At 39.2% G+C, this 19398-nt stretch carries 17 protein-coding genes and 1 pseudogene; 3 read left to right on the top strand and 15 right to left on the bottom strand.

Going from position 1 to position 19398, the window contains the following annotated elements:
• Positions 1-464 precede the first annotated feature (464 nt).
• The 8 genes from garR (ACHUFV_RS16225) to dapA all read right to left on the bottom strand — a co-directional run bounded on the left by garR (ACHUFV_RS16225) (position 465) and on the right by dapA (position 9721).
• Positions 465-1352 carry a 2-hydroxy-3-oxopropionate reductase gene (gene garR / locus ACHUFV_RS16225; protein WP_394235913.1) on the bottom strand — a complete coding sequence of 296 codons (888 nt, stop codon included), beginning with the start codon at positions 1350-1352 and terminating at the stop codon, positions 465-467.
• A gap of 334 nt (positions 1353-1686) precedes the next feature.
• The gene (locus ACHUFV_RS16220) at positions 1687-2589 is read right to left on the bottom strand and encodes an aldo/keto reductase (RefSeq protein ID WP_394235911.1); all 903 of its coding nucleotides are present in this window, start codon (positions 2587-2589) and stop codon (positions 1687-1689) included.
• Positions 2590-2698: 109 nt separating this feature from the next.
• Positions 2699-3397 carry a FadR/GntR family transcriptional regulator gene (locus ACHUFV_RS16215; RefSeq protein ID WP_394235909.1) on the bottom strand — a complete coding sequence of 233 codons (699 nt, stop codon included), beginning with the start codon at positions 3395-3397 and terminating at the stop codon, positions 2699-2701.
• A 418-nt stretch (positions 3398-3815) separates the two neighbouring features.
• A complete protein-coding gene (locus ACHUFV_RS16210; RefSeq protein WP_394235907.1) occupies positions 3816-4940 on the bottom strand; it encodes a glycerate kinase in 1125 nt (374 codons plus the stop codon).
• A 90-nt stretch (positions 4941-5030) separates the two neighbouring features.
• Positions 5031-6383 (bottom strand): glucarate dehydratase, encoded by a 1353-nt coding sequence (gene gudD / locus ACHUFV_RS16205; protein ID WP_394235906.1) that lies wholly within the window; start codon positions 6381-6383, stop codon positions 5031-5033.
• A gap of 66 nt (positions 6384-6449) precedes the next feature.
• The gene (gene garR, locus ACHUFV_RS16200) at positions 6450-7337 is read right to left on the bottom strand and encodes a 2-hydroxy-3-oxopropionate reductase (RefSeq protein WP_394235904.1); all 888 of its coding nucleotides are present in this window, start codon (positions 7335-7337) and stop codon (positions 6450-6452) included.
• Positions 7338-7473: 136 nt separating this feature from the next.
• Positions 7474-8799: a gluconate:H+ symporter gene (locus ACHUFV_RS16195; protein ID WP_394235902.1), complete on the bottom strand. Its 1326-nt coding sequence runs from the start codon at positions 8797-8799 to the stop codon at positions 7474-7476.
• Positions 8800-8824: 25 nt separating this feature from the next.
• Complete coding sequence (dapA, locus tag ACHUFV_RS16190) at positions 8825-9721, bottom strand: 4-hydroxy-tetrahydrodipicolinate synthase (RefSeq protein WP_394235900.1); 897 nt, start codon at positions 9719-9721, stop codon at positions 8825-8827.
• Positions 9722-10141: 420 nt separating this feature from the next.
• On the opposite strand from dapA, the gene ACHUFV_RS16185 reads away from it, so the two are divergent.
• Positions 10142-11176 carry a CdaR family transcriptional regulator gene (locus ACHUFV_RS16185; protein WP_394235899.1) on the top strand — a complete coding sequence of 345 codons (1035 nt, stop codon included), beginning with the start codon at positions 10142-10144 and terminating at the stop codon, positions 11174-11176.
• Positions 11177-11256: 80 nt separating this feature from the next.
• Here ACHUFV_RS16185 and hepT read toward each other — a convergent pair whose 3' ends face one another.
• The 5 genes and pseudogenes from hepT to garD all read right to left on the bottom strand — a co-directional run bounded on the left by hepT (position 11257) and on the right by garD (position 16077).
• Positions 11257-11661, bottom strand: a complete 405-nt coding sequence (gene hepT / locus ACHUFV_RS16180) for a type VII toxin-antitoxin system HepT family RNase toxin (RefSeq protein ID WP_394235898.1) — start codon at positions 11659-11661, stop codon at positions 11257-11259.
• Positions 11651-12058: a type VII toxin-antitoxin system MntA family adenylyltransferase antitoxin gene (gene mntA / locus ACHUFV_RS16175; protein WP_394235896.1), complete on the bottom strand. Its 408-nt coding sequence runs from the start codon at positions 12056-12058 to the stop codon at positions 11651-11653. Before mntA ends, hepT begins: the two co-directional genes overlap by 11 nt.
• A gap of 97 nt (positions 12059-12155) precedes the next feature.
• On the bottom strand, positions 12156-13487 hold the full coding sequence (locus ACHUFV_RS16170) for a hypothetical protein (protein WP_394235895.1): 1332 nt from the start codon (positions 13485-13487) through the stop codon (positions 12156-12158).
• 72 nt (positions 13488-13559) lie between these two features.
• Entirely contained in the window at positions 13560-14528 is a 969-nt protein-coding gene (locus tag ACHUFV_RS16165) for a 2-hydroxyacid dehydrogenase (protein ID WP_394235894.1), read from the bottom strand.
• 34 nt (positions 14529-14562) lie between these two features.
• A pseudogene (gene garD, locus ACHUFV_RS16160) lies at positions 14563-16077 on the bottom strand (galactarate dehydratase).
• A gap of 121 nt (positions 16078-16198) precedes the next feature.
• Between garD and ACHUFV_RS16155 the strand changes: the two are divergent.
• Both ACHUFV_RS16155 and ACHUFV_RS16150 read left to right on the top strand, forming a co-directional pair.
• Positions 16199-17110 (top strand): LysR family transcriptional regulator, encoded by a 912-nt coding sequence (locus tag ACHUFV_RS16155; protein ID WP_394235893.1) that lies wholly within the window; start codon positions 16199-16201, stop codon positions 17108-17110.
• A gap of 747 nt (positions 17111-17857) precedes the next feature.
• Complete coding sequence (locus ACHUFV_RS16150) at positions 17858-18280, top strand: NusG domain II-containing protein (RefSeq protein WP_394235892.1); 423 nt, start codon at positions 17858-17860, stop codon at positions 18278-18280.
• 40 nt (positions 18281-18320) lie between these two features.
• Here the strand turns inward: ACHUFV_RS16150 and ACHUFV_RS16145 are convergent, their stop codons facing one another.
• Positions 18321-19103 carry a sulfite exporter TauE/SafE family protein gene (locus ACHUFV_RS16145; protein ID WP_394235891.1) on the bottom strand — a complete coding sequence of 261 codons (783 nt, stop codon included), beginning with the start codon at positions 19101-19103 and terminating at the stop codon, positions 18321-18323.
• 49 nt (positions 19104-19152) lie between these two features.
• Positions 19153-19380, bottom strand: a complete 228-nt coding sequence (locus tag ACHUFV_RS16140; protein WP_394235890.1) for a sulfurtransferase TusA family protein — start codon at positions 19378-19380, stop codon at positions 19153-19155.
• Positions 19381-19398: the final 18 nt, after the last annotated feature.

The following is a 19398-nucleotide window of genomic DNA, read 5'->3' as shown; positions in this document are numbered from 1 at the left end:
ATCTTCTTGTTTCGGTAGCCTATAAGGACGATACGCTACCGTAATTGAGTAAATCTTCTTGTTTCGGTAGCCTATAAGGACGATACGCTACCGTAATTGAGTAAATCTTCTTGTTTCGGTAGCCTATAAGGACGATACGCTACCGTAATTGAGTAAATCTTCTTGTTTCGGTAGCCTATAAGGACGATACGCTACCGCAAATGGAAAATTCAGCTTGATTCGGTAGACTATAAAGGCAAACCAAACAATTGTTAGAAATATTTGGGAGAGGTATTTTCCCATAATATACAAAAAAGGAAAATTCTGGAGAGTCGAAGCTCCGCAGAACTTTCCTTTTTAATTTGTTTCTTTTGGTCTCATATATTTTTCACTATAGAGAGAATCTGTTCTTAAAGTGAGCCGGGGGACCTGTCCCTTTGGTTCACTCCCGCTGAGCCTAGGGACCCGACCCGCGCCTCATTTATTTACCGGCTTATTTCCACACCCGCTAATTTTTCATAGTATTTTAATAGTCCACTATGGTCGTCAAATTCATGGCCATCTGTCTTTAAAGCATACATCATTTCCAATACTGCAGCTGTTAATGGAGCTGGCGAGCCGAACTCATGGCTTGTTTCCATTGCATTCGTTAAATCTTTGATATGTAAATTAATACGGAAGCCTGGGTTAAAGTTGCGATCGAGCATCATCGGGGCTTTTGCTTCCAGCACGGTACTTCCTGCTAGACCGCCGCGGATTGCTTCAAATACTGCTTCCGGATTGACTCCTGCTTTTTGAGCCAAGACAAATGCTTCAGACACGGCTGCGATATTTAATGCCACAATTACCTGATTTGCTAGCTTTGTTACGTTACCAGCACCAATTTCGCCAACATGGACAACGGAACCAGCCATAACGGCTAATATATCTTTCACTTGTTCAAATACCTCTTTTTTACCTCCAACCATAACAGACATGGTTCCATCGATTGCTTTTGGTTCTCCCCCACTGACAGGAGCATCCAGCATCTCGACTCCTTTTTCTACTAAAGCTTTGTAGACTTCCTGAGAAGCTGCTGGTGCGATCGAACTCATATCAATATAGATTAATCCTTCATGTGCACCTTCAATAAGACCATTTTCTCCTAAAGCAACAGCTTTTACATTTGGAGAGTTTGGTAGCATTGTAATCACGATATCTGATTTCTCTGCAATCGCCTTTGGTGTTTCTTCTACTTCTGCACCTAATAGTTCAAGTTCTTTTACTGCTTCTTTATTAAAATCACTAACGATTAATTGATAACCAGCTTTAATTAAATTTTTACTCATTGGCTTGCCCATAATTCCTAATCCAATAAATCCAATTTTCTTCATAATTCTTTCACTCCTCTAATTTTTTTAGTCATCTGCATAAAAACTATTAAATGAATAAAGTACACAAAGTTTCGTTGTATAATTATTAATTAGGATACATCAAACAATTTTGAGGTTCTTTCTTCGAAAATCTTTACACTCATATTGTATAATTGTCTTACAAATAAAACACCGTTCAAATCGCTAATAAATCGAGCTAATTTTTGTGCACAAGAACAACCCTTTTGCTTTTAAAATCTTTATCAAACAAAACAAAAACGGCACAACGAGTATTAAAACACTCGTTGTGCCGTTTTTCAGCAAATAGCTACCCATGATCATTTTTTCAACAAAATCAGATGATATCTAAAGGCATCTTTCTATGCGGCTTAGGAAATACCTGATCAAGCCTATCAATATCTTCCTTTTCAATATAAATTCGAGCTGCAGAAGCATTTTCAATCACATGCTCTAGGTTGGCAGCCTTAGGGATAGCAATGACATCATTTGAACGTATGCACCATGCGAGAAGGATTTGGACTGGGTTTGCGTTGTATTTTTTCGCCAAATCGAGTACGGTTGGATCAGTTAATAGCTGCTTTCTTAGCGTACCTCCTTGTGCAATCGGTGAGTAAGCCATGATAGGCATTTTTTGTTCCCTCTGCCATGGAAGCAAATCAAACTCAATTCCTCTTGAACCAAGGTGATATAACACCTGATTGGTTACACAATTCCTGCCATTAGGGATATCGACTAGCTCCATCATGTCATTATAATCAAAATTAGATACACCCCATCTACGAATTTTCCCTTCATTTTTTAGCTTTTCCATGCCTTCAATTACTTCCGCTAAAGGCACACTCCCTCTCCAATGTAATAGATACAAATCAAGATAATCAGTACCTAATCTCCTTAAACTATTTTCACAGGCTGTAGAAATTTTATTTAAGCCTGAATTGTGAGGGTACACCTTTGAAACTAAAAATACTTTATCCCGGCGGTTTACTATTGCATCGCCGACTACCTTTTCTGCACCGCCATTCCCATACATTTCCGCTGTGTCAATTAATGTCATCCCTAATTCAATACCCAGCTGCAGGGCTTTTACTTCCGCTTTATGTTTATGTTCATTTTCTCCCATATACCATGTCCCTTGACCAAGTGCGGGTAAGGTTGTTCCATCATTTAATGTGACCCTACGTTTTTCGATGTGGTTTCTAATTTCATTGATTTGTTGATCATTGATTCGATCCGTCATGTCAACTAACCTCCATTTTCTGTGAAAATTTTAAAAACGGCCAACTACATCTGTATGTAAAAAATAATCCTCAACTCTATGGTGGGGATTTGGGGTTACAGGTTTTTCTTTAATTGCTATTCTTTTGCAATACCTTATGCTTAACATAATCGAGATGTAAAAACATTTGGTGGAATGCTTCAAAAGGATCTCTTTTTTCCAATGCCTTGTAGATAGCCGTATGATGTTCAATCGTACGTTCCGGCTCACGAATTTTAATTTCATTATTAATTTTTACAAGCGTCATAATTAAAGAATCAACCATGCCTTCTACAATTGGATTGTTCGCACTCAAGGCAATAATGCGGTGAAACTCAATATCTGCTTCTCCATAGTCAGCGTCTTTATTGTTTTCAATGACTTCAATTGTTTCTTTTAATCGTTTGAGTTCTTCATCGCTAATTTTCTCTGCGGCAATCGTAATTAATCCCAATTCTAAAGCCATTCGAGCTTCCACCATTGCCTGAAGGTTATCGTACGCAAGAGATAGCATAATCGAAAAAGGATGGCTGCTGATTTTATTGTTAAAAAAAGTACCTTCACGTGTTTTTCTATTAATGACACCCAATGATTCTAGGGAGCTAAGGGCCTCACGTAACACAGGGCGACTTACATTCAATATCTCCATTAATTCCATTTCGGGTGGCAGCTTATCCCCCGGCTTCATCTGGCCACTCAGCAATAGTTGGATAATGCTTTCAACTACCTGCTTGGATAAGGTATTTCGGTTTACTGATTCAACGTTTATTTTCTTAGGAGTTACATCCATCTTTAGGCTCCTTGTTAGACCAATTTAGTAAGCCTATTATAACGTATTCAAAATACTATTTCATCCAAGAATAAGAGTTTGTCCGTAAATTAAAGTTAGACCCCGCATACCGTTTTATCAGCTATTAAGAAATCACACTTAAAGAGTTTCCGGAGAATTTACCTATTCTATTAAAGGTACAAGCATGCGGAAAAATACTCGTTAAAATTTCATAAAGAGAAGGTCCTCCATCTGGGTGATGAAGGACCTTTTGCTTTCACAAAGGCGGGATTTTGATCTTTAGGGCCACTCTATAGAACATTTCCACTTGGTTCCTTCGCCGTTTTGTTCTTTAGAACCCTTCTATGAGACATTTCCTCTTGGTTCCTTCGTTGGAGCAACCAAAAAATTCTCTAAGGACACCCTTGATTAAGTAACATTATTTCAATAAACGACAAACATTTTCTGAAGCGAAGGATAAGTTAGCCTCTCCAGAATGAAGAGCATCCTCCAATGAAGTAACACCCTTAAGGATTCCAATAATCGCCGTAAATCCGTTGCTGTATAGGGGCTCCACGCCATCGCCAATTCTGCCGGCAAAAGCAATAACCGGAACGGAATGCTTCTTAGCAACGGATGCTACTCCAAACGGGGTTTTACCAAACAAGGTCTGCCCATCGATGCTGCCCTCTCCCGTGAATACATAATCTGCTCCTTTAACGTATTCCTCAAGCCCGGTATACTCAATGACAAGGTCAATCCCTTTTTTCAGGCGAGCATCTAGGAAGGCAAGCAGCCCTGCACCAAGTCCTCCGGCGGCTCCGGCACCAGGTGTATTGGCAATATCCTGATTTAATTGCTCCTTAATCCTCTTAGCAAAGTGTGTTAGGTTTTGATCTAAAACCTTCACAACATCTGGACTTGCTCCTTTTTGCGGTCCGAAAACAGCAGATGCTCCGTTTTCTCCGATTAACGGGTTGCTTACATCACAGGCTACATCAATTTGGATCGTTTCTATTCTTTCATCCAAGCCGCTCAAATCAATGGAATGCAGTCGATGCAGGGCCCCACCGCCAAACGGTAATTCCTCACCATCTTCATCCTTAAAAGAAACACCTAAAGCCTGGAGCATACCTACCCCACCATCATTTGTCGCACTTCCGCCAATACCGATTAAGATACGCTTGACTCCTTTATCTAGAGCATCTTTGATTAATTGGCCTGTACCGTACGTTGTCGTGAGCAAAGGATTCCGTTCTTCTGGTTTTAATAATTCTAAACCGCTGGCACTGGCCATTTCAATCACTGCCGTATGCCCGTTACCTAGAAGTCCGTATTCCGCCATTACATTATCATCTAATGGTCCAATTACTTCTGTCTTAATGATTTCTCCGTCAGACAAGCTTACGAGAGATTCTACCGTCCCCTCTCCGCCGTCAGCCATTGGAACGATGACACATTCCGCATCGGGAAATACTGTTTTTATTCCTTTTTCCATCGCAAGGGCAGCATTCTTCGCCGTCATACTTTCTTTAAATGAATCAGGCGCTAGCACAAACTTCATAAAAATCTATCCTTTACATTTTAATTAGTCAATTAAGTGATTGATATGATACAAGTTTAGGGTGACTATTCCAGCCACCCCTAACCTTTATTATCTAACTAAACAAGGACGCTTATTGTCAAACTTCCATCCTGGAATATAGAATTGCATCCCAACTGAATCATCACGAGAGTTAAGTCCCATATTGTTATATAATTCATTTGCCTTCAGAATTTGATCCATATCTACTTCCACGCCTAAGCCCGGTTTATCAGGGATGGATAAATATCCATCTTTTATTTGGTACGGATTCTTCGTCAAGCGTTCGATTCCTTCCTGCCAAATCCAGTGCGTATCAATCGCTGTAATATCACCAGGTGCTGCAGCAGCTACATGTGTGAACATTGCTAATGAAATATCAAAGTGGTTATTAGAGTGAGAACCCCATGTTAGACCCCATTCATTACACATTTGGGCTACACGGACAGAACCCTGCATGGTCCAGAAATGTGGATCAGCAAGCGGAATATCAACTGATTGTAATGAAACCGTATGACCCATTTGACGCCAGTCCGTTGCAATCATGTTTGTAGCAGTCGGAAGACCTGTTTGTCTTCTGAATTCCGCCATGACTTCACGACCAGAGTAACCATTTTCAGCACCGCAAGGGTCCTCTGCATAAGTCAGAATTCCATGCATATCCTTACATAGCTCAACAGCTTCTTTTAATGACCATGCTCCGTTTGGATCCAATGTGATTCTTGCATCTGGGAATCTTTCTTTTAACGCTTTAATCGCTTTAATTTCTTCTTTTCCTTCAAGAACGCCGCCTTTTAGCTTAAAATCTGTAAAGCCATACAGCTCTTGAGATGCCTCCGCAAGACGTACTACAGCTTCCGGTGTTAATGCCTCTTCATGACGGATTCGATACCAATCAATCTCTGAATTCGGATTAGCGTAGTATGGAAGATCCGTCTTATTGCGATCCCCAATGTAGAACAAATATCCCAGCGTTTTTACTTTATCACGCTGCTGGCCTTCACCTAATAGGGCTGCAACCGGTACATTTAAGTGTTTGCCTAATAAATCTAGCAGTGCAGATTCAATAGCTGTTACTGCATGTATTGTAATCCGTAAATCAAACGTTTGTAACCCCCGGCCTGCTGAATCACGTCCGGAAAATTCTTTTCTTACATTATTTAAGATATTATTATAATTACCAATGGATGAGCCGATAACTATTGATTTAGCATCTTCTAAGGTTTTACGAATGCCTTCACCGCCCGGTACTTCACCGACACCGACGTTCCCATTACTATCCTTTAGAATCACGATATTTCTTGTAAAATAAGCACCATGTGCGCCGCTAAGATTGAAAAGCATGCTGTCGCGTCCTGCAACTGGATAAACTTCCATTTCTGTAACAACCGGAGTAACATTCACAACGTTTTGTACTGTATTCATTGGGATTTCTCCATTCTAATAGTTTTAGTTTTTTAATGAAAGGAAAGCGGTTTTTAGATCAAACAATTAACGGCTTATTTCAACGTTTGCTAATTTTTCATAGTATTTTAATAGACTGCTATGATCATCAAATTCATGACCATCTGATTTTAATGCGTACATCATTTCTAATACTGCTGCTGTTAGCGGCGCCGGTGCACCGAACTCATGGCTTGTTTCCATTGCATTTGTTAAATCCTTAATGTGTAGATTAATCCGGAAGCCCGGGTTAAAGTTGCGGTCCAGCATCATTGGTGCTTTTGCTTCTAGCACCGTACTTCCTGCTAAGCCTCCGCGGATGGCTTCAAATACCGCTTCAGGATTAACTCCTGCTTTTTGCGCTAAAACAAAGGCTTCAGACACGGCTGCGATATTCAATGCTACAACCACTTGGTTTGCTAGCTTTGTCACGTTACCAGCACCAATTTCACCAACATGAACAACCGATCCAGCCATAACAGCTAATATATCCTTCACTTGTTCAAATACCTCTTTTTTACCTCCGACCATAACAGACATGGTTCCATCGATTGCCTTTGGTTCTCCGCCGCTGACAGGGGCATCCAGCATGTCGACACCTTTTTCCGCTAATGCCTTATACACCTCTTGTGAAGCAGCCGGCGCAATAGAGCTCATGTCAACGTAAATTAACCCTTCACGTGCTCCTTCAATCAGTCCATTCTCTCCCAATGCAACAGCTTTAACATTTGGTGAGTTTGGCAGCATCGTAATCACAATATCTGATTTCTCAGCAATTGCCTTTGGTGTTTCTTCTACTTCTGCACCTAATGACACAAGCTCTTTTACTGCTTCTTTATTAAAATCACTAACGATCAATTGATATCCAGCTTTAATTAAGTTTTTACTCATTGGCTTACCCATGATACCTAGTCCAATAAATCCGATTTTCTTCATAATCTATTCACTCCACTGAAATATTTTTATTTTTAAATGTTCGGAACAAGATGTCCCCATATTTAGTTAAAAATTTTTGAAACCATGGCGGGCAGCAAACTCTGCTTTTTACTGCCCGGTTGACTCAAAAGAAGTTTTATCCAATAAATGTGTTTAAGATTAATACACCGATCAAACCAAGGATGCCTAGCGCAGTAGTATAAGTTGTTCTTAGTTTTAATGCATCTGTTACCGATAAGTTAAGGAATTCCTTAAACATCCAGAAACCTGGGTCGGTTACGTGGGAGAACGCAACACTTCCGCATGAAACGGCAAGTACCATTAATTCCATCGGTACTCCTGACGCTTGAGCAATTGGCAGTACCACTCCAGCTGCAGTCATAACAGCAACCGTTGCGGAACCAAGAGCAATACGTAAGAGAGCAGCGATAAGCCAAGCAAGAATGATAGGGGACATCGCCCAGCCATCTGTTATCGCTTTGATATAATCTGCAATTCCACCATCAACTAGTACCTGCTTAAATGCGCCCCCTGCACCAATAACTAAAAGGATCATGGCCATTGGCTTAACAGCATTGGAACAAGAATTCATTACATCTTTCAAAGGACGGCCAATTCTTGGTCCTAGCAGCCACATAGAAATTAAGAGACCAATTAATAATGCCGTTTCTGATGCACCGATGAATCCCATAACATGTTTGAAGCCATTATCTTCTGGTAAGAAGAGTGTGTTAACTGCATCAATAGCAATAAGAACTACTGGGATTAGAGCAACGAAAACACTTACACCAAACGATGGCATTTCTTCTTCTTTAAATTGTTTGGTTGTCACAAGACCCTCTGGAATAGCCGGGTTAATTTTTTTGAAAAATGGAACTCTCGTCCATGTATAGGCAATGAAAGTCGCTACAGGTATAGCAATAATTAAACCGTATAGAAGAGTTAATCCCATATCCGCTTCGAACACCCCAACAACAGCTGCTGGTCCCGGGTGTGGCGGAAGAAAGCTATGTGTAGTAGATAACCCGATTGACATTGGTAAAGCAACCCATAAAAGATTTAATTTTGTTTGACGAACAATAACGAATACAAGTGGAATTAATAACACAAAAGCTACTTCAAAGAACATCGTAACGCCAAGTACAAAGGAAGTAATCAAGATGGCAAGCTGAACACGTTTAAGTCCCATTTTGTCTACTAAAGTTGTTGCAATACGCTGTGCGGCACCCGCATCAGCAAGAACGGTTCCAAGCATCGCTCCGATACCAACAATAAGGGCAGTACCCGATAGCTGGCCTCCAAGACCATCACCAATGACTTCCCAAATCTGCTCCGCTGGCATACCTACTAGGAAGCCAACAAAGATAGAAGTCAATATTAGGGATATGAACCCGTTCATTTTTAGAGGAATCATTAAAACTAGTAAAAGGACAACTGCTAATGCAACATATACTAATGGCATAGTCTTTTCTTCCTTCCGCAGGGAATTAAATTGATTGATATAATTCTAGATCTTTTAGAACACCCTCTAAAACCCTTCTGCTTTCTGGGCTCATTTCTGCTGCTGGCCCAAGCGCATATCCTGCATCAATGCCTACCATTCTTAATCCTTCTTTTAACACAACAGGGAATGTAGCTTTATCTACAGCAAGTCTTAATGGTGCAAGCTTAAATTGCAGCTCTAATGATTTTTGATGATCTCCTGCAACAAAGGCATTGTAAATATCTGAAACTAATTTAGGTGCAATATTTCCGGTGCTGGCAATCGCTCCGCTTCCGCCGTGACATAGCCCTGCATAAATTAGCGTATCACGGCCAGCTAGAACGGAGAATGTCTCTCGATCTGTGACTCTTAGGTATTCAGCCATCTTGGTCATATCTCCGCTAGAATCTTTAATACCAATGATGTTGTCTACTTTACTGAGTTCCTCACATGTTTTTACATCGATCTTTACCTGTGTTCTGGCCTCATTTCCATACAGAATAACCGGTAAATTTGTTGAATTTGCAATAGCAGTAAAGTGTTCAATTAATTCGCTTTGCGTCGGTGACATGAAATATGGTGTTAGAACGGATAAAGCTGAAACACCTCCAATATCTTGAACCATTTGTGCTGTTTGGATACAATCTTGAGTTGTAATTTCACTTGCACCACAATAAATTGGAACTCTGCCAGCTGTATGTTCAACTGTTACCTCCACTACACGGCGCTTTTGCTCTGGTGTTAGACCATAAATTTCACCGCTGCTCCCGAGAACAAATAATCCATGAACACCTCCTGCAATCGTGTAATCAATGACTCTTTTTAAAGCACCTTCCATTAAGTTTCCATTTTTATCTAACGGTGTGACTAATGCAGGAATAACTCCTTTTGGCTTAAACAATATAAACTCCTCCTAGATTTTAATATTTTGGCAATTCTAGAATTCTTAATTATTATCATGACTCTTGCAAATTCTCATTACGTGAATTATTTCACATACTTATAATAAACGGTTTAGAAAAAAACTTCTTTATTCAGTTAGATAAAGTTCCTCCTTATTTTTTTGGTCATTTGAACAAAACGTTGATAGACAAAAAAACTGATAAGGTTAGTCTGAAATCAATATTTGTCTATTTCGTTACAAGGAATAATCTGGCTTTGAAACTTTTTTATCTTTCTAGTAACCGTTTACATTTTTTATTGTATAATTGTCTTACAAATAAATCATCATTCAAATCACTAATAAAATTTCGTTTTTTTTATGCAGATAAACAAATGAAGTGAAATAGATTAAACGTTAAAGACTTGGAGGTAGCAAAAAATGAAGATAAGTCAAAGTCTTGCTCAAGAAATCGCTGAAAAGGTTATGATGGTTATTCCCTATAATGTAAATATCATGGACGAGGTTGGATTAATTATTGGTAGTGGAGAAAATGATAGGATTGGAACCTATCATCATGGAGCAATTAAAGCAATCGAACGCGGAGCAATTGAATGCGTATACTCTTCTGAAGGCTTCTCAAAGCCCGGTGTCAATATCCCTATTCATTTTAACAATAAAATTATTGGCGTCATTGGGATAAGCGGCGAACCTAGTATAGTAGAGCCATTTGCGGAATTAGTTCGTGTAACAGCAGAGCTGTTAATTAACCAGGAGCTCTTATTTAAAGAACGCAGAGTCAAAGAGCAAATGAAGGAAGAGTTTTTGTATCAATGGGTTTTTCGTGTGGAAGAATACGACGAGGCTTTTATCAATAACGGAGAAGCAATTGGGATCCTTGTAAAAATTCCAAGAAAGGCTATTTTAGTAAAAGGTAGCATGCTGAAGGAACCGTACCTGCAAGACCAGGAATATGTATTTAAGCTAAATCAAAATAGAACATTATTTATCGTTCCTACCGGCAGTGACCTATTAAAAAGATTAGAAACAGCCATATCTCAAGAAAATACCATCATCGGAATTGGTAATAGTCATATCCATGTCGCGAAGTCTATTCAGGAAGCAAAACGAGCGATCGAAATCGCAGCAAAAATGAATTTACCTATTACCATTTGCGATTATGAAGAGTTAAAATTTATCGACTATCTAGCACATAAAGACATTCCATTAAATGAAATGAGCGACTTTTTCAAGCAGATGGATGAAAACGCAAAAGGACAGGAATTAATCGAGACACTTATTTGTTATATAAAAAACAATGGCGACATCAATTCTATTTCCAAGGAGCTTCATATTCATCGAAACAGCCTTGCCTACCGCCTGCAAAGGATTGAAGTCCTTACGAACAAAAACCCTAAGAAGTTTATGGATTTATTTCAGTTATTTACTGGTTATATTTTATATAAAATGCAATAGAGAGAAAAAAAGTTAATTCAACCATAAGGAAAAAGGAGCTGCTATCTTAGCTGCTCCTTTTTCCTTATGGTTGAAAATCTTTAGTAAGAAAGAATCGTTTTTGTAAATTGATAGTAATCAACCAAGTGCTCATCTAAGATTTTTTCCAAAATTACTAAATTGATTTCTTGATAATCATGAACAGCAATATTTCGGAATCCTACCATAGCTTGCATTTTTCCCGAGAGAGAAGATGGAATAATCCCTTCGGCTTCAAGTAAAGTAAATGCATCACGGCTATTTTGTGGTAAACCGAGCTTCCTCTCAGCAACTATGTGCATTGCCAAATCAATACTTGCTTCGCAAGCTCTTTGAATATTTAAAATGATTGAGTCTTGCTTTGTATAGTTTTCTAAATTTTTTGGGTTGTTGTCATATTCTTCATTGATTCGTTTTATACAGCGTTCTATGATGTTAACTTTGTTCAAAATAACATCATTTTTCATATATGGACCCACTCTCATCAATTCTTTTTATTATTTCTGCACGTTCTTCATTAAGTTTTGCATACATCTTTAAAGCTTTCATTTGAAATTCTGCTTTTTTTTGATCATCTGTACAATAAATAATCTTTCCGGTTTGGACTATTTGGGCTTGAAATACAGTACTAGCCTGCTTTAAGTCAATAAGATCAACATCCTGCCCTAACTTTGATGCGAGTTCCTGTGCTATCATGAATAATTCGTATTTATCAAATTTCGTTTCATTGCTTAAAAATGCAATATCAATGTCGCTTTGGTTATGTCTGTTTCCGTTAACGATGGAGCCGAATAAAATAATTAAATATGGAGATATTTTTTCACATAGTGTATCAATAATCGTTTTTTCCATTTTATTGTCCAAAGTCCAAAAACCTCCATAATTTTTCTTTTATTATAACAAATAACCCTGACTCTTTTATACTTTGCGAAGTACATTAATCTTAGGGTATTTTGAAACACTAGCTGATAAATGAAATAATAACAATTCCGATAATGGCAAAGATGGATAAATGAACCCCGTTTGCCCTCAATCCTGTTTGAACCCCTGAAATATTAGCAAATCGGCTAACCATTAAGTTTAAACCGGAGAAAGGGCTAAGCGCAGTAGAAATCGACCATGTCAGCAATAAAAGCAAGGCCAAACCAATGTTACTTATTCCCAGCTCAGCTGCGTTCAATTGCATGGCCAAGGCGCCAACCGCTGCAATCTGGTGAACCCCAATATACGTAATGCCTAGTACGATTAACATGACTGCCAAGGCAAATAGAATAAAGGATTTGTTTGCCAGAACGACAAGGAGGTCGCTGACTTTATTGGCAGCAGCAGTTCCTTTCATGGCAAAGGCCAACATGCCGGCACTCATAAATAACATGATTTCATTATTCAACATCGGTACCGTTCTGGAGCAAAAATCTGTTAATGGTGGGACAAGACGTTTCCAATCCATTGTTATGACGCCAAATAAAACAGGTATAATAATGGAGACTAAACATACAATCACAATCATCGACCATTGAGTAGATATTTGAATGAGTAAACAGGAACCCATAAGGATGACAACAAATAATACCAATTCCATGAGCTGTCTGCGATGCTTCTTTTCAATCGGTACGATAGGAGCCATCTCTTCCGAAATCGTATGTCGTTTCTCCCAAAAGGCAAAACAAATATTTCCCACTACTAAAGACAAAATCGATAATCCAAATCCATAAAGAATATAAATATCATAGGAAATATCCAGATAATGGAGAACAAGTGAAACAGATGCAAAATAAGGAGACCATAAAACTGCCGTGGTAAATCCGACAAGATAGCTTTTAGCAGACATGGTCGATGGAAGCTTAATCTCTTCCAAAAATTCATGGATAATCCGGACAGAGCCTAAATTTAAGATAGGGGAAAGCAAAAACAGTGTGCCTGTTATTCCCGCGTACAGCTTTCTAGGCTGATGTAGCAAATTACGCAGTAAAACGGCAACCGAGCCAAAATAACCCCCGAGTCTAAGCGGAATCGAAAGGAGCGGCGCCAATGTCAAAAGGCAAATCAACGGAAGTATTAAAAATATCCCGTCGCTTATTCCCTCAATCCCGGTTCCCTTCCCCCATTCAATAACTAAACCAGCTGTCATCATGATGATGCCAAGATAGCGAGGAAAGCGGTCTGCTTTAAAGGCGCTACTCATAAAGGCCACTAATGAGAGTCCAACCACCACTAATTGAAGCCAATGTAATTCAGTAAAGTATTGGATTAAATATAATGCACACATTCCTAATATAAGATAACTTCTCACAGCCATTCTCCTCAATGATGATCATTTATTAATCATAGAGTTATATTTTTTAATTGTTTATACTCCTCTAATTCAATTCCCTAGTCCTATCAAGTTAACTGGAGTTTCCCCTTTTAATCCAGATACTAGATTAGCAGCAGCTAACATGGCCATTTCTAAGCGTGTTTCATAGGTTGCTGATCCGATATGTGGTGTTGTTACTACATTCTCCATCAAAAGAAGCGGATGGTTACTAGGTATGGGTTCAGTGATAAAGACATCCAATCCTGCCCCCAAAATCTCATCTGTTTTTAAAGCATGAATTAAAGCCTCTTCATCCACTGTTTTTCCTCTAGATGCATTAATAAAGATTGCTGACCTCTTCATAAGCTCAAATTCTCTTTTCCCCATCAGCTTTTCAGTTTCAGGTGTGAGCGGGGTCATAAGACAGACAAAATCTGACTTCCGAAGCAGATCCTCCATAGAACAATAGGCAGCATGATATTGATCTTCCGCTTCCTTATACCTAGAACGGTTATGGTATAGGATTTCCATATCAAACCCAAAACGTGCCCTTTTAGCAACGACTGAACCAATCCCTCCCATACCAATTATCCCCAGGGTTTTATGATGAACATCCACTCCAAACCACTGTTCTTCAAGGTTAGTTTGCCATTGTCCATCCTTTACCCAGTGGTCTAATTCCGGGATTCGTCTAGCTACAGCTAGGATTAAACCGATAATGGTATCTGCAACAGTTTCATTCAAAACTCCAGGAGTATTGGTTGCTAGAATTCCTCTAGTAGCTAATGCCTCTAAGTCAAGGTTATCGTAGCCTACTGATATATTGCTCACTATTTTCAACTGTGGAGCCTTGTCGAGTAATTCCTTATCTATCTTCAATCCTGAACCGATTATTCCATTTGCACTTTTTAACTCTTGAAGAAACGTAGGATAAGTATTTTCATCTAGCTTCTCAAAATAAACCACTTCAGATGTCTGTTGAATAAAATCGATTACTTCCTTGTCCACTTTTTTATAGATGATTATTTTTGGTTTCATGTTAATCTCCCTCTATTATTCTATTGATTTATTATCAGGTAATGGGAGCCGGATTGAAAAGTGTAAAATCATTATAGATTTCGTACTTTTCTGCAAGGGTTTGTTTACGACCACTTGCAACATCAATAATTTCGTTAAATAGCAGCGTGCCAATTTCCTCAATCGTTGATTCACCTGTTGCAATGGGTCCTGCATTCACATCTATCAAATCCTGCCACATTTGTTTCATATCATTCCTGGAACATACTTTTATTACCGGTGCTGCTTGTAAACCGTATGGAGTTCCTCGTCCTGTCATAAAAACTTGAAGCGTAATTCCACTAGATAATTGGCATGAACCACAGACAAAGTCACTTGCCGGGGTTGCCGCAAAGATCATCCCTTTTTTCGTTGGTCTTTCTCCTGGTGACAAAACCTCTACAATCGGAGAGGTACCAGACTTAGCAATCGAGCCCATTGCTTTTTCAACAATATTAGATAGACCACCCTTTTTATTACCAGGAGTCGGATTCGCTGAACGGTCAACATGACCATTATTCAAATATTGATCGTACCATTTCATCTCATCAGCTAATTTTTTCCCAACTTCCTCATTTACACAGCGTTCACCGATAATATGGACACCATCACGAACCTCTGTTACTTCAGAAAACATAACAGTTGCACCCGCATTGACCAGCATATCCGAAGCATATCCTGCAGAAGGATTTGCGGTTACCCCAGAGAAAGCATCGCTTCCACCGCATTGTAAGCCGATACATAATTGTGAAAGCGGCAGTTCCACGCGTTCCCTTTCATTCAATATCCTCAGCTTGTTTTCAGCCATTTTCATGATCTTGGCTATGATGGCATCATGACCCATTTCATTTTGAAACGTTATGACATTGTCAGGGGTGTTGTATTCCGTATCCAGCAGCATGTCTAATGTTAGCTTTTCACATCCTAAAGAGATGATCATTGTCTCTCCCCCGAAATTCGGATGCTAGACCATATTTTGGAGCATTCGAATGGGGATATTTGCTTCAGGGGCATTGATCGCTACACCGCAGCCATATGCGTGGTTTATCGCTACAACGCCCTCTACGTTTCGGTACTTTGGCAGCAGCTCTTGTTTAATTTTTTTCACAGCGTTATTTAGTATACCTGTTACACATTGAACGGTTGTCACAATCCCTAATATATTTCTAGTTCCGGCATAGCCGCCATTTTTGTTCGGATAGCCCATAAAGGTTCTAACTGGAGGTTCAGGCAACTCATTTACCAAATTAGTTCCAAATCGTATATCTTCTAAGGCTGGAGGGACAGGAAGCTTTAGCATATGATCATGAATCCAATCGCCTTTTTTGATCGGTTGAGTTGCATATCCTAAGGTGACGCCATAGCGAATAATCGCCTCACCTTCTGCCAGATTACATAATGCAATTTTGTGTCCTTGGGGTATATCCTGATTTGCCACAATATCTTCCATGATCATCGTGCCAGTAGGAATAGCATTTACCGTAATAGCAACGTTATCGATACCATTCAATTTAATATAACTTTTTCCCATAGTCGCCTCCTAGACACTTGTTCTATTTTTAAAACCATTGTATTCTTCTATTATCTAATTAGTAAAAGTGATTATTTTGAGAGTTCTCTTAGAAAAATTAAGAGTAAGGAGGGAATGTGAAGTGGAGCTTAAGCAGTTAGAATATATGATTAAAATTGCTGAGGAAAATAATATTACGAAAGCAGCAGAAAAACTTTTTATCACTCAATCGGCATTAAATCAGCAGCTCTTAAAATTAGAGAAGGAGCTGGGAACGCAGCTATTTATCCGTTCAAGAACCAATTGGCAGCTGACACGAGCGGGAGAAATTTATATTGAAAATGCAAAAAAAATGGTTCTTTTAAAAAAAGACACCTACAACCAGATAACTGATTTACTTGAGTTAAAAAAAGGTAGGATGAGAATTGGTTTAGCTCCTGAACGCGGTTCAGAGATGTTCGCCTCCATCTATCCGGTTTTTTATAAAAAATACCCCAATATCACCATTGAGCCAATTGAATTATCCGTCAAACAACAGCAGCATGAGATTTCAATGGGGAATCTAGATATTGGATTTTTAACCCTACAGGATTTTCAAAAATCAGGTGATGAATATATTCAAATCTGTTTGGAGGATATTATTCTAGCTGTTCCGGGGACACACCCCCTAGCCCACTTGGGAGGAAAACCAGGTAATGCACTTCCTGAAATCAGCTTAGATTGCTTTAAAAATGATTCATTTGCTATTATGCAGAAAGGTTCCACTCTCCGGGAGATTTACGATAACCTTACAGCTGACATGGATTTTCATCCACATATATTGCTAGAAACAAGGAGCTGTCACAACTTATATCATATGGCTGCAGAAGGAATATGCTGTTCCGTGATTCCAATAACCTATGCCAAGCCAAACGCTAACGTCGCCTATTTTTCAATCGAGCAAAGACCCGTTTGGGAAATATGCACATCCTATAAAAAAGGAACCTACTTAAGTAACCCCGCCAAAGACCTTATAAACATCGCCAGGGATTATTGGTTCAATAGATTATTCTGACAGGTCTTTTGGAAATTATTCAAGCTTTCAGAAGAATGGCTGCCTTCTGACAGACTTCCTTCATAATCCATTCAAGCTGTCAGAAGAACGGCTGCCTTCTGACAGACTTCCCATTAATTCCGTTCAAACTGTCGAAAGAACGGCTGCCTTCTGACAGACCTCCTTCATAATCCATTCAAGCTGTCAGAAGAATGGCTGCCTTCTGACAGACCTCCCATTAATTCCGCTCACGCTGTCGAAAGAATGGCTGCCTTCTGACAAACCTCCCATTAATTCCGTTCAATCTGTCGAAAGAATGGCTGCCTTCTGACAAACCTCCCATTAATTCCGTTCAATCTGTCGAAAGAACGGCTGCCTTCTGACAGACTTCCTAATAATTCCGTTCAAGCTGTCGCAAAAATGGCTGCCTTCTGACAGACCTCCCATTAATTCCGCTCACGCTGTCAGAAGAACGGCTGCCTTCTGACAGACTTCCCATTAATTCCGTTCAAGCTGTCGCAAGAATGGCTGCCTTCTAACAGACCTCCCATTAATTCCCTTCAAGCTGTCAAAAGAACAGCTGCCTTCTGACAGACCTCCCATTAATTCCCTTCAAGCTATCGAAAGAATGGCTGCCTTCTGACAGACTAACCTTTACTTTTAACCCCAACCGGGCATATTTCTTCTACCATCTTAACTTTCTGCACAGAATCTTCAAATGTTTAAAGTAATCTAATCTTACTTGTTAAGGTAAGGAGAGTATCTACATTGCAGAAAGCATTTCATATGATAAAAACCTGGGATATCATCATTACAATAGTACTTGTCCTCATCTCCTTTATACCCGTGACTGTATTCAGCTACCAACAGTCAAAGGTTGAGGCCCAATCAGAGAGCATTGAATATGTTGCCGTTATTTCTAGTAAAAATCAGGAATTAGAACGCATCACATTGACAGGACACAAAGGAACAGAAACTTTCAATTTTCCAGAGATTGAATGCAATCCAAATGTAGTGGAAGTAAAGGACGAGAAGATCCGCATTCAATCCTCTACATGTCCTGAACAAATCTGTATTAAAACCGGCTACATTTCAGAACCCGGTCCTGCAGTTGTCTGTTTACCACATATGGTTATCATTACTATTGAAGCCGTTGGCAGCCATCCTGATGATCCTATTATTAGTACTTGATTAAAAAGACATAGTAATCGTTTGTGCATACGAATCATTTTCAGACCCCTAATATATCCACCCATGTCTTAACTGCTATACTCAAGATTAATATTCCCATAATAACTTGCAGTACTTTCGTGTTCATTCTTTTACCGGCATTTGCTCCTAGTGGAGATGCAATCAAACTCGCTACAACCATAATAAGAGAGGGAAGGATTTCTACTTGTCCAGTCGAGAGCTTCCCCGTGATTGCACCAATTGATGAAATGAGGGTAATGGCTAGAGAAGAGGCAATCGTCATTCTCGTTGGAATCTTTAATACGGTAAGCATAATCGGTACGAGTAAAAACGCTCCGCCAGCACCTACAATACCCGCTCCAATCCCAACGATAAAGGCAAGTAGTGCTGCAAGCCACTTGTTAAACTTCACCTGATTTAACGGAATATCATCAATACCCTTTTTAGGGATAAACATCATGATAACGGCAAGTAAGGCTAAAATTCCATAGACGATATTTATTCCGATTTCGGACATATTGGTAGAACCTAATCCGCCAATTAAGCTTCCGATCAAAATGCTAATTCCCATATAAGTAATGAGCGTTTTATTTAGGTACCCTCCCTTACGATAAGCAAAAACTCCGCCCATTGTTGCAAAGAATACCTGTATAGCTGTAATTCCCGAAACTTCATGTGCAGTAAATGAAGCTACTCCAAGTGCAGCAGGAATATATAATAGCATTGGATAATTTATAATAGCTCCGCCTATTCCTAACATTCCAGAAATAAATGACCCAATAATTCCAATTAGGAAGATCGTGATAATAAAACTTATATCCATATGATCCCTCTTTTTAAGAAAAGGGAACCTGGTTTGGCTCCCTATATTTCTATCCTTTTTTTATCCAAAATTTTAACACATTGTTTTCTTCAGCATGTTTTAGAAGCTCATGCCCACCTGATTTTGCCCAGGCACTAAGATCATTTTTTGCCCCTTTATCTGTTGTATGAACTTCTAATACTTGCCCTGATTCTAGCTCTGATATGGCCTTTTTTGTTTTAACAATTGGCATTGGACAGGCTAATCCCGTTGCATCTAATACTTTTGTTGCTTCCATTTTTTATTCCTCCTAAGT

The sequence above is a fragment of the Niallia oryzisoli genome, assembly GCF_043641075.1.
Lineage (GTDB): Bacteria > Bacillota > Bacilli > Bacillales > Cytobacillaceae > Bacillus_BD > Bacillus_BD oryzisoli_A.
This window is presented reverse-complemented; position numbering and strand designations above follow the sequence as displayed.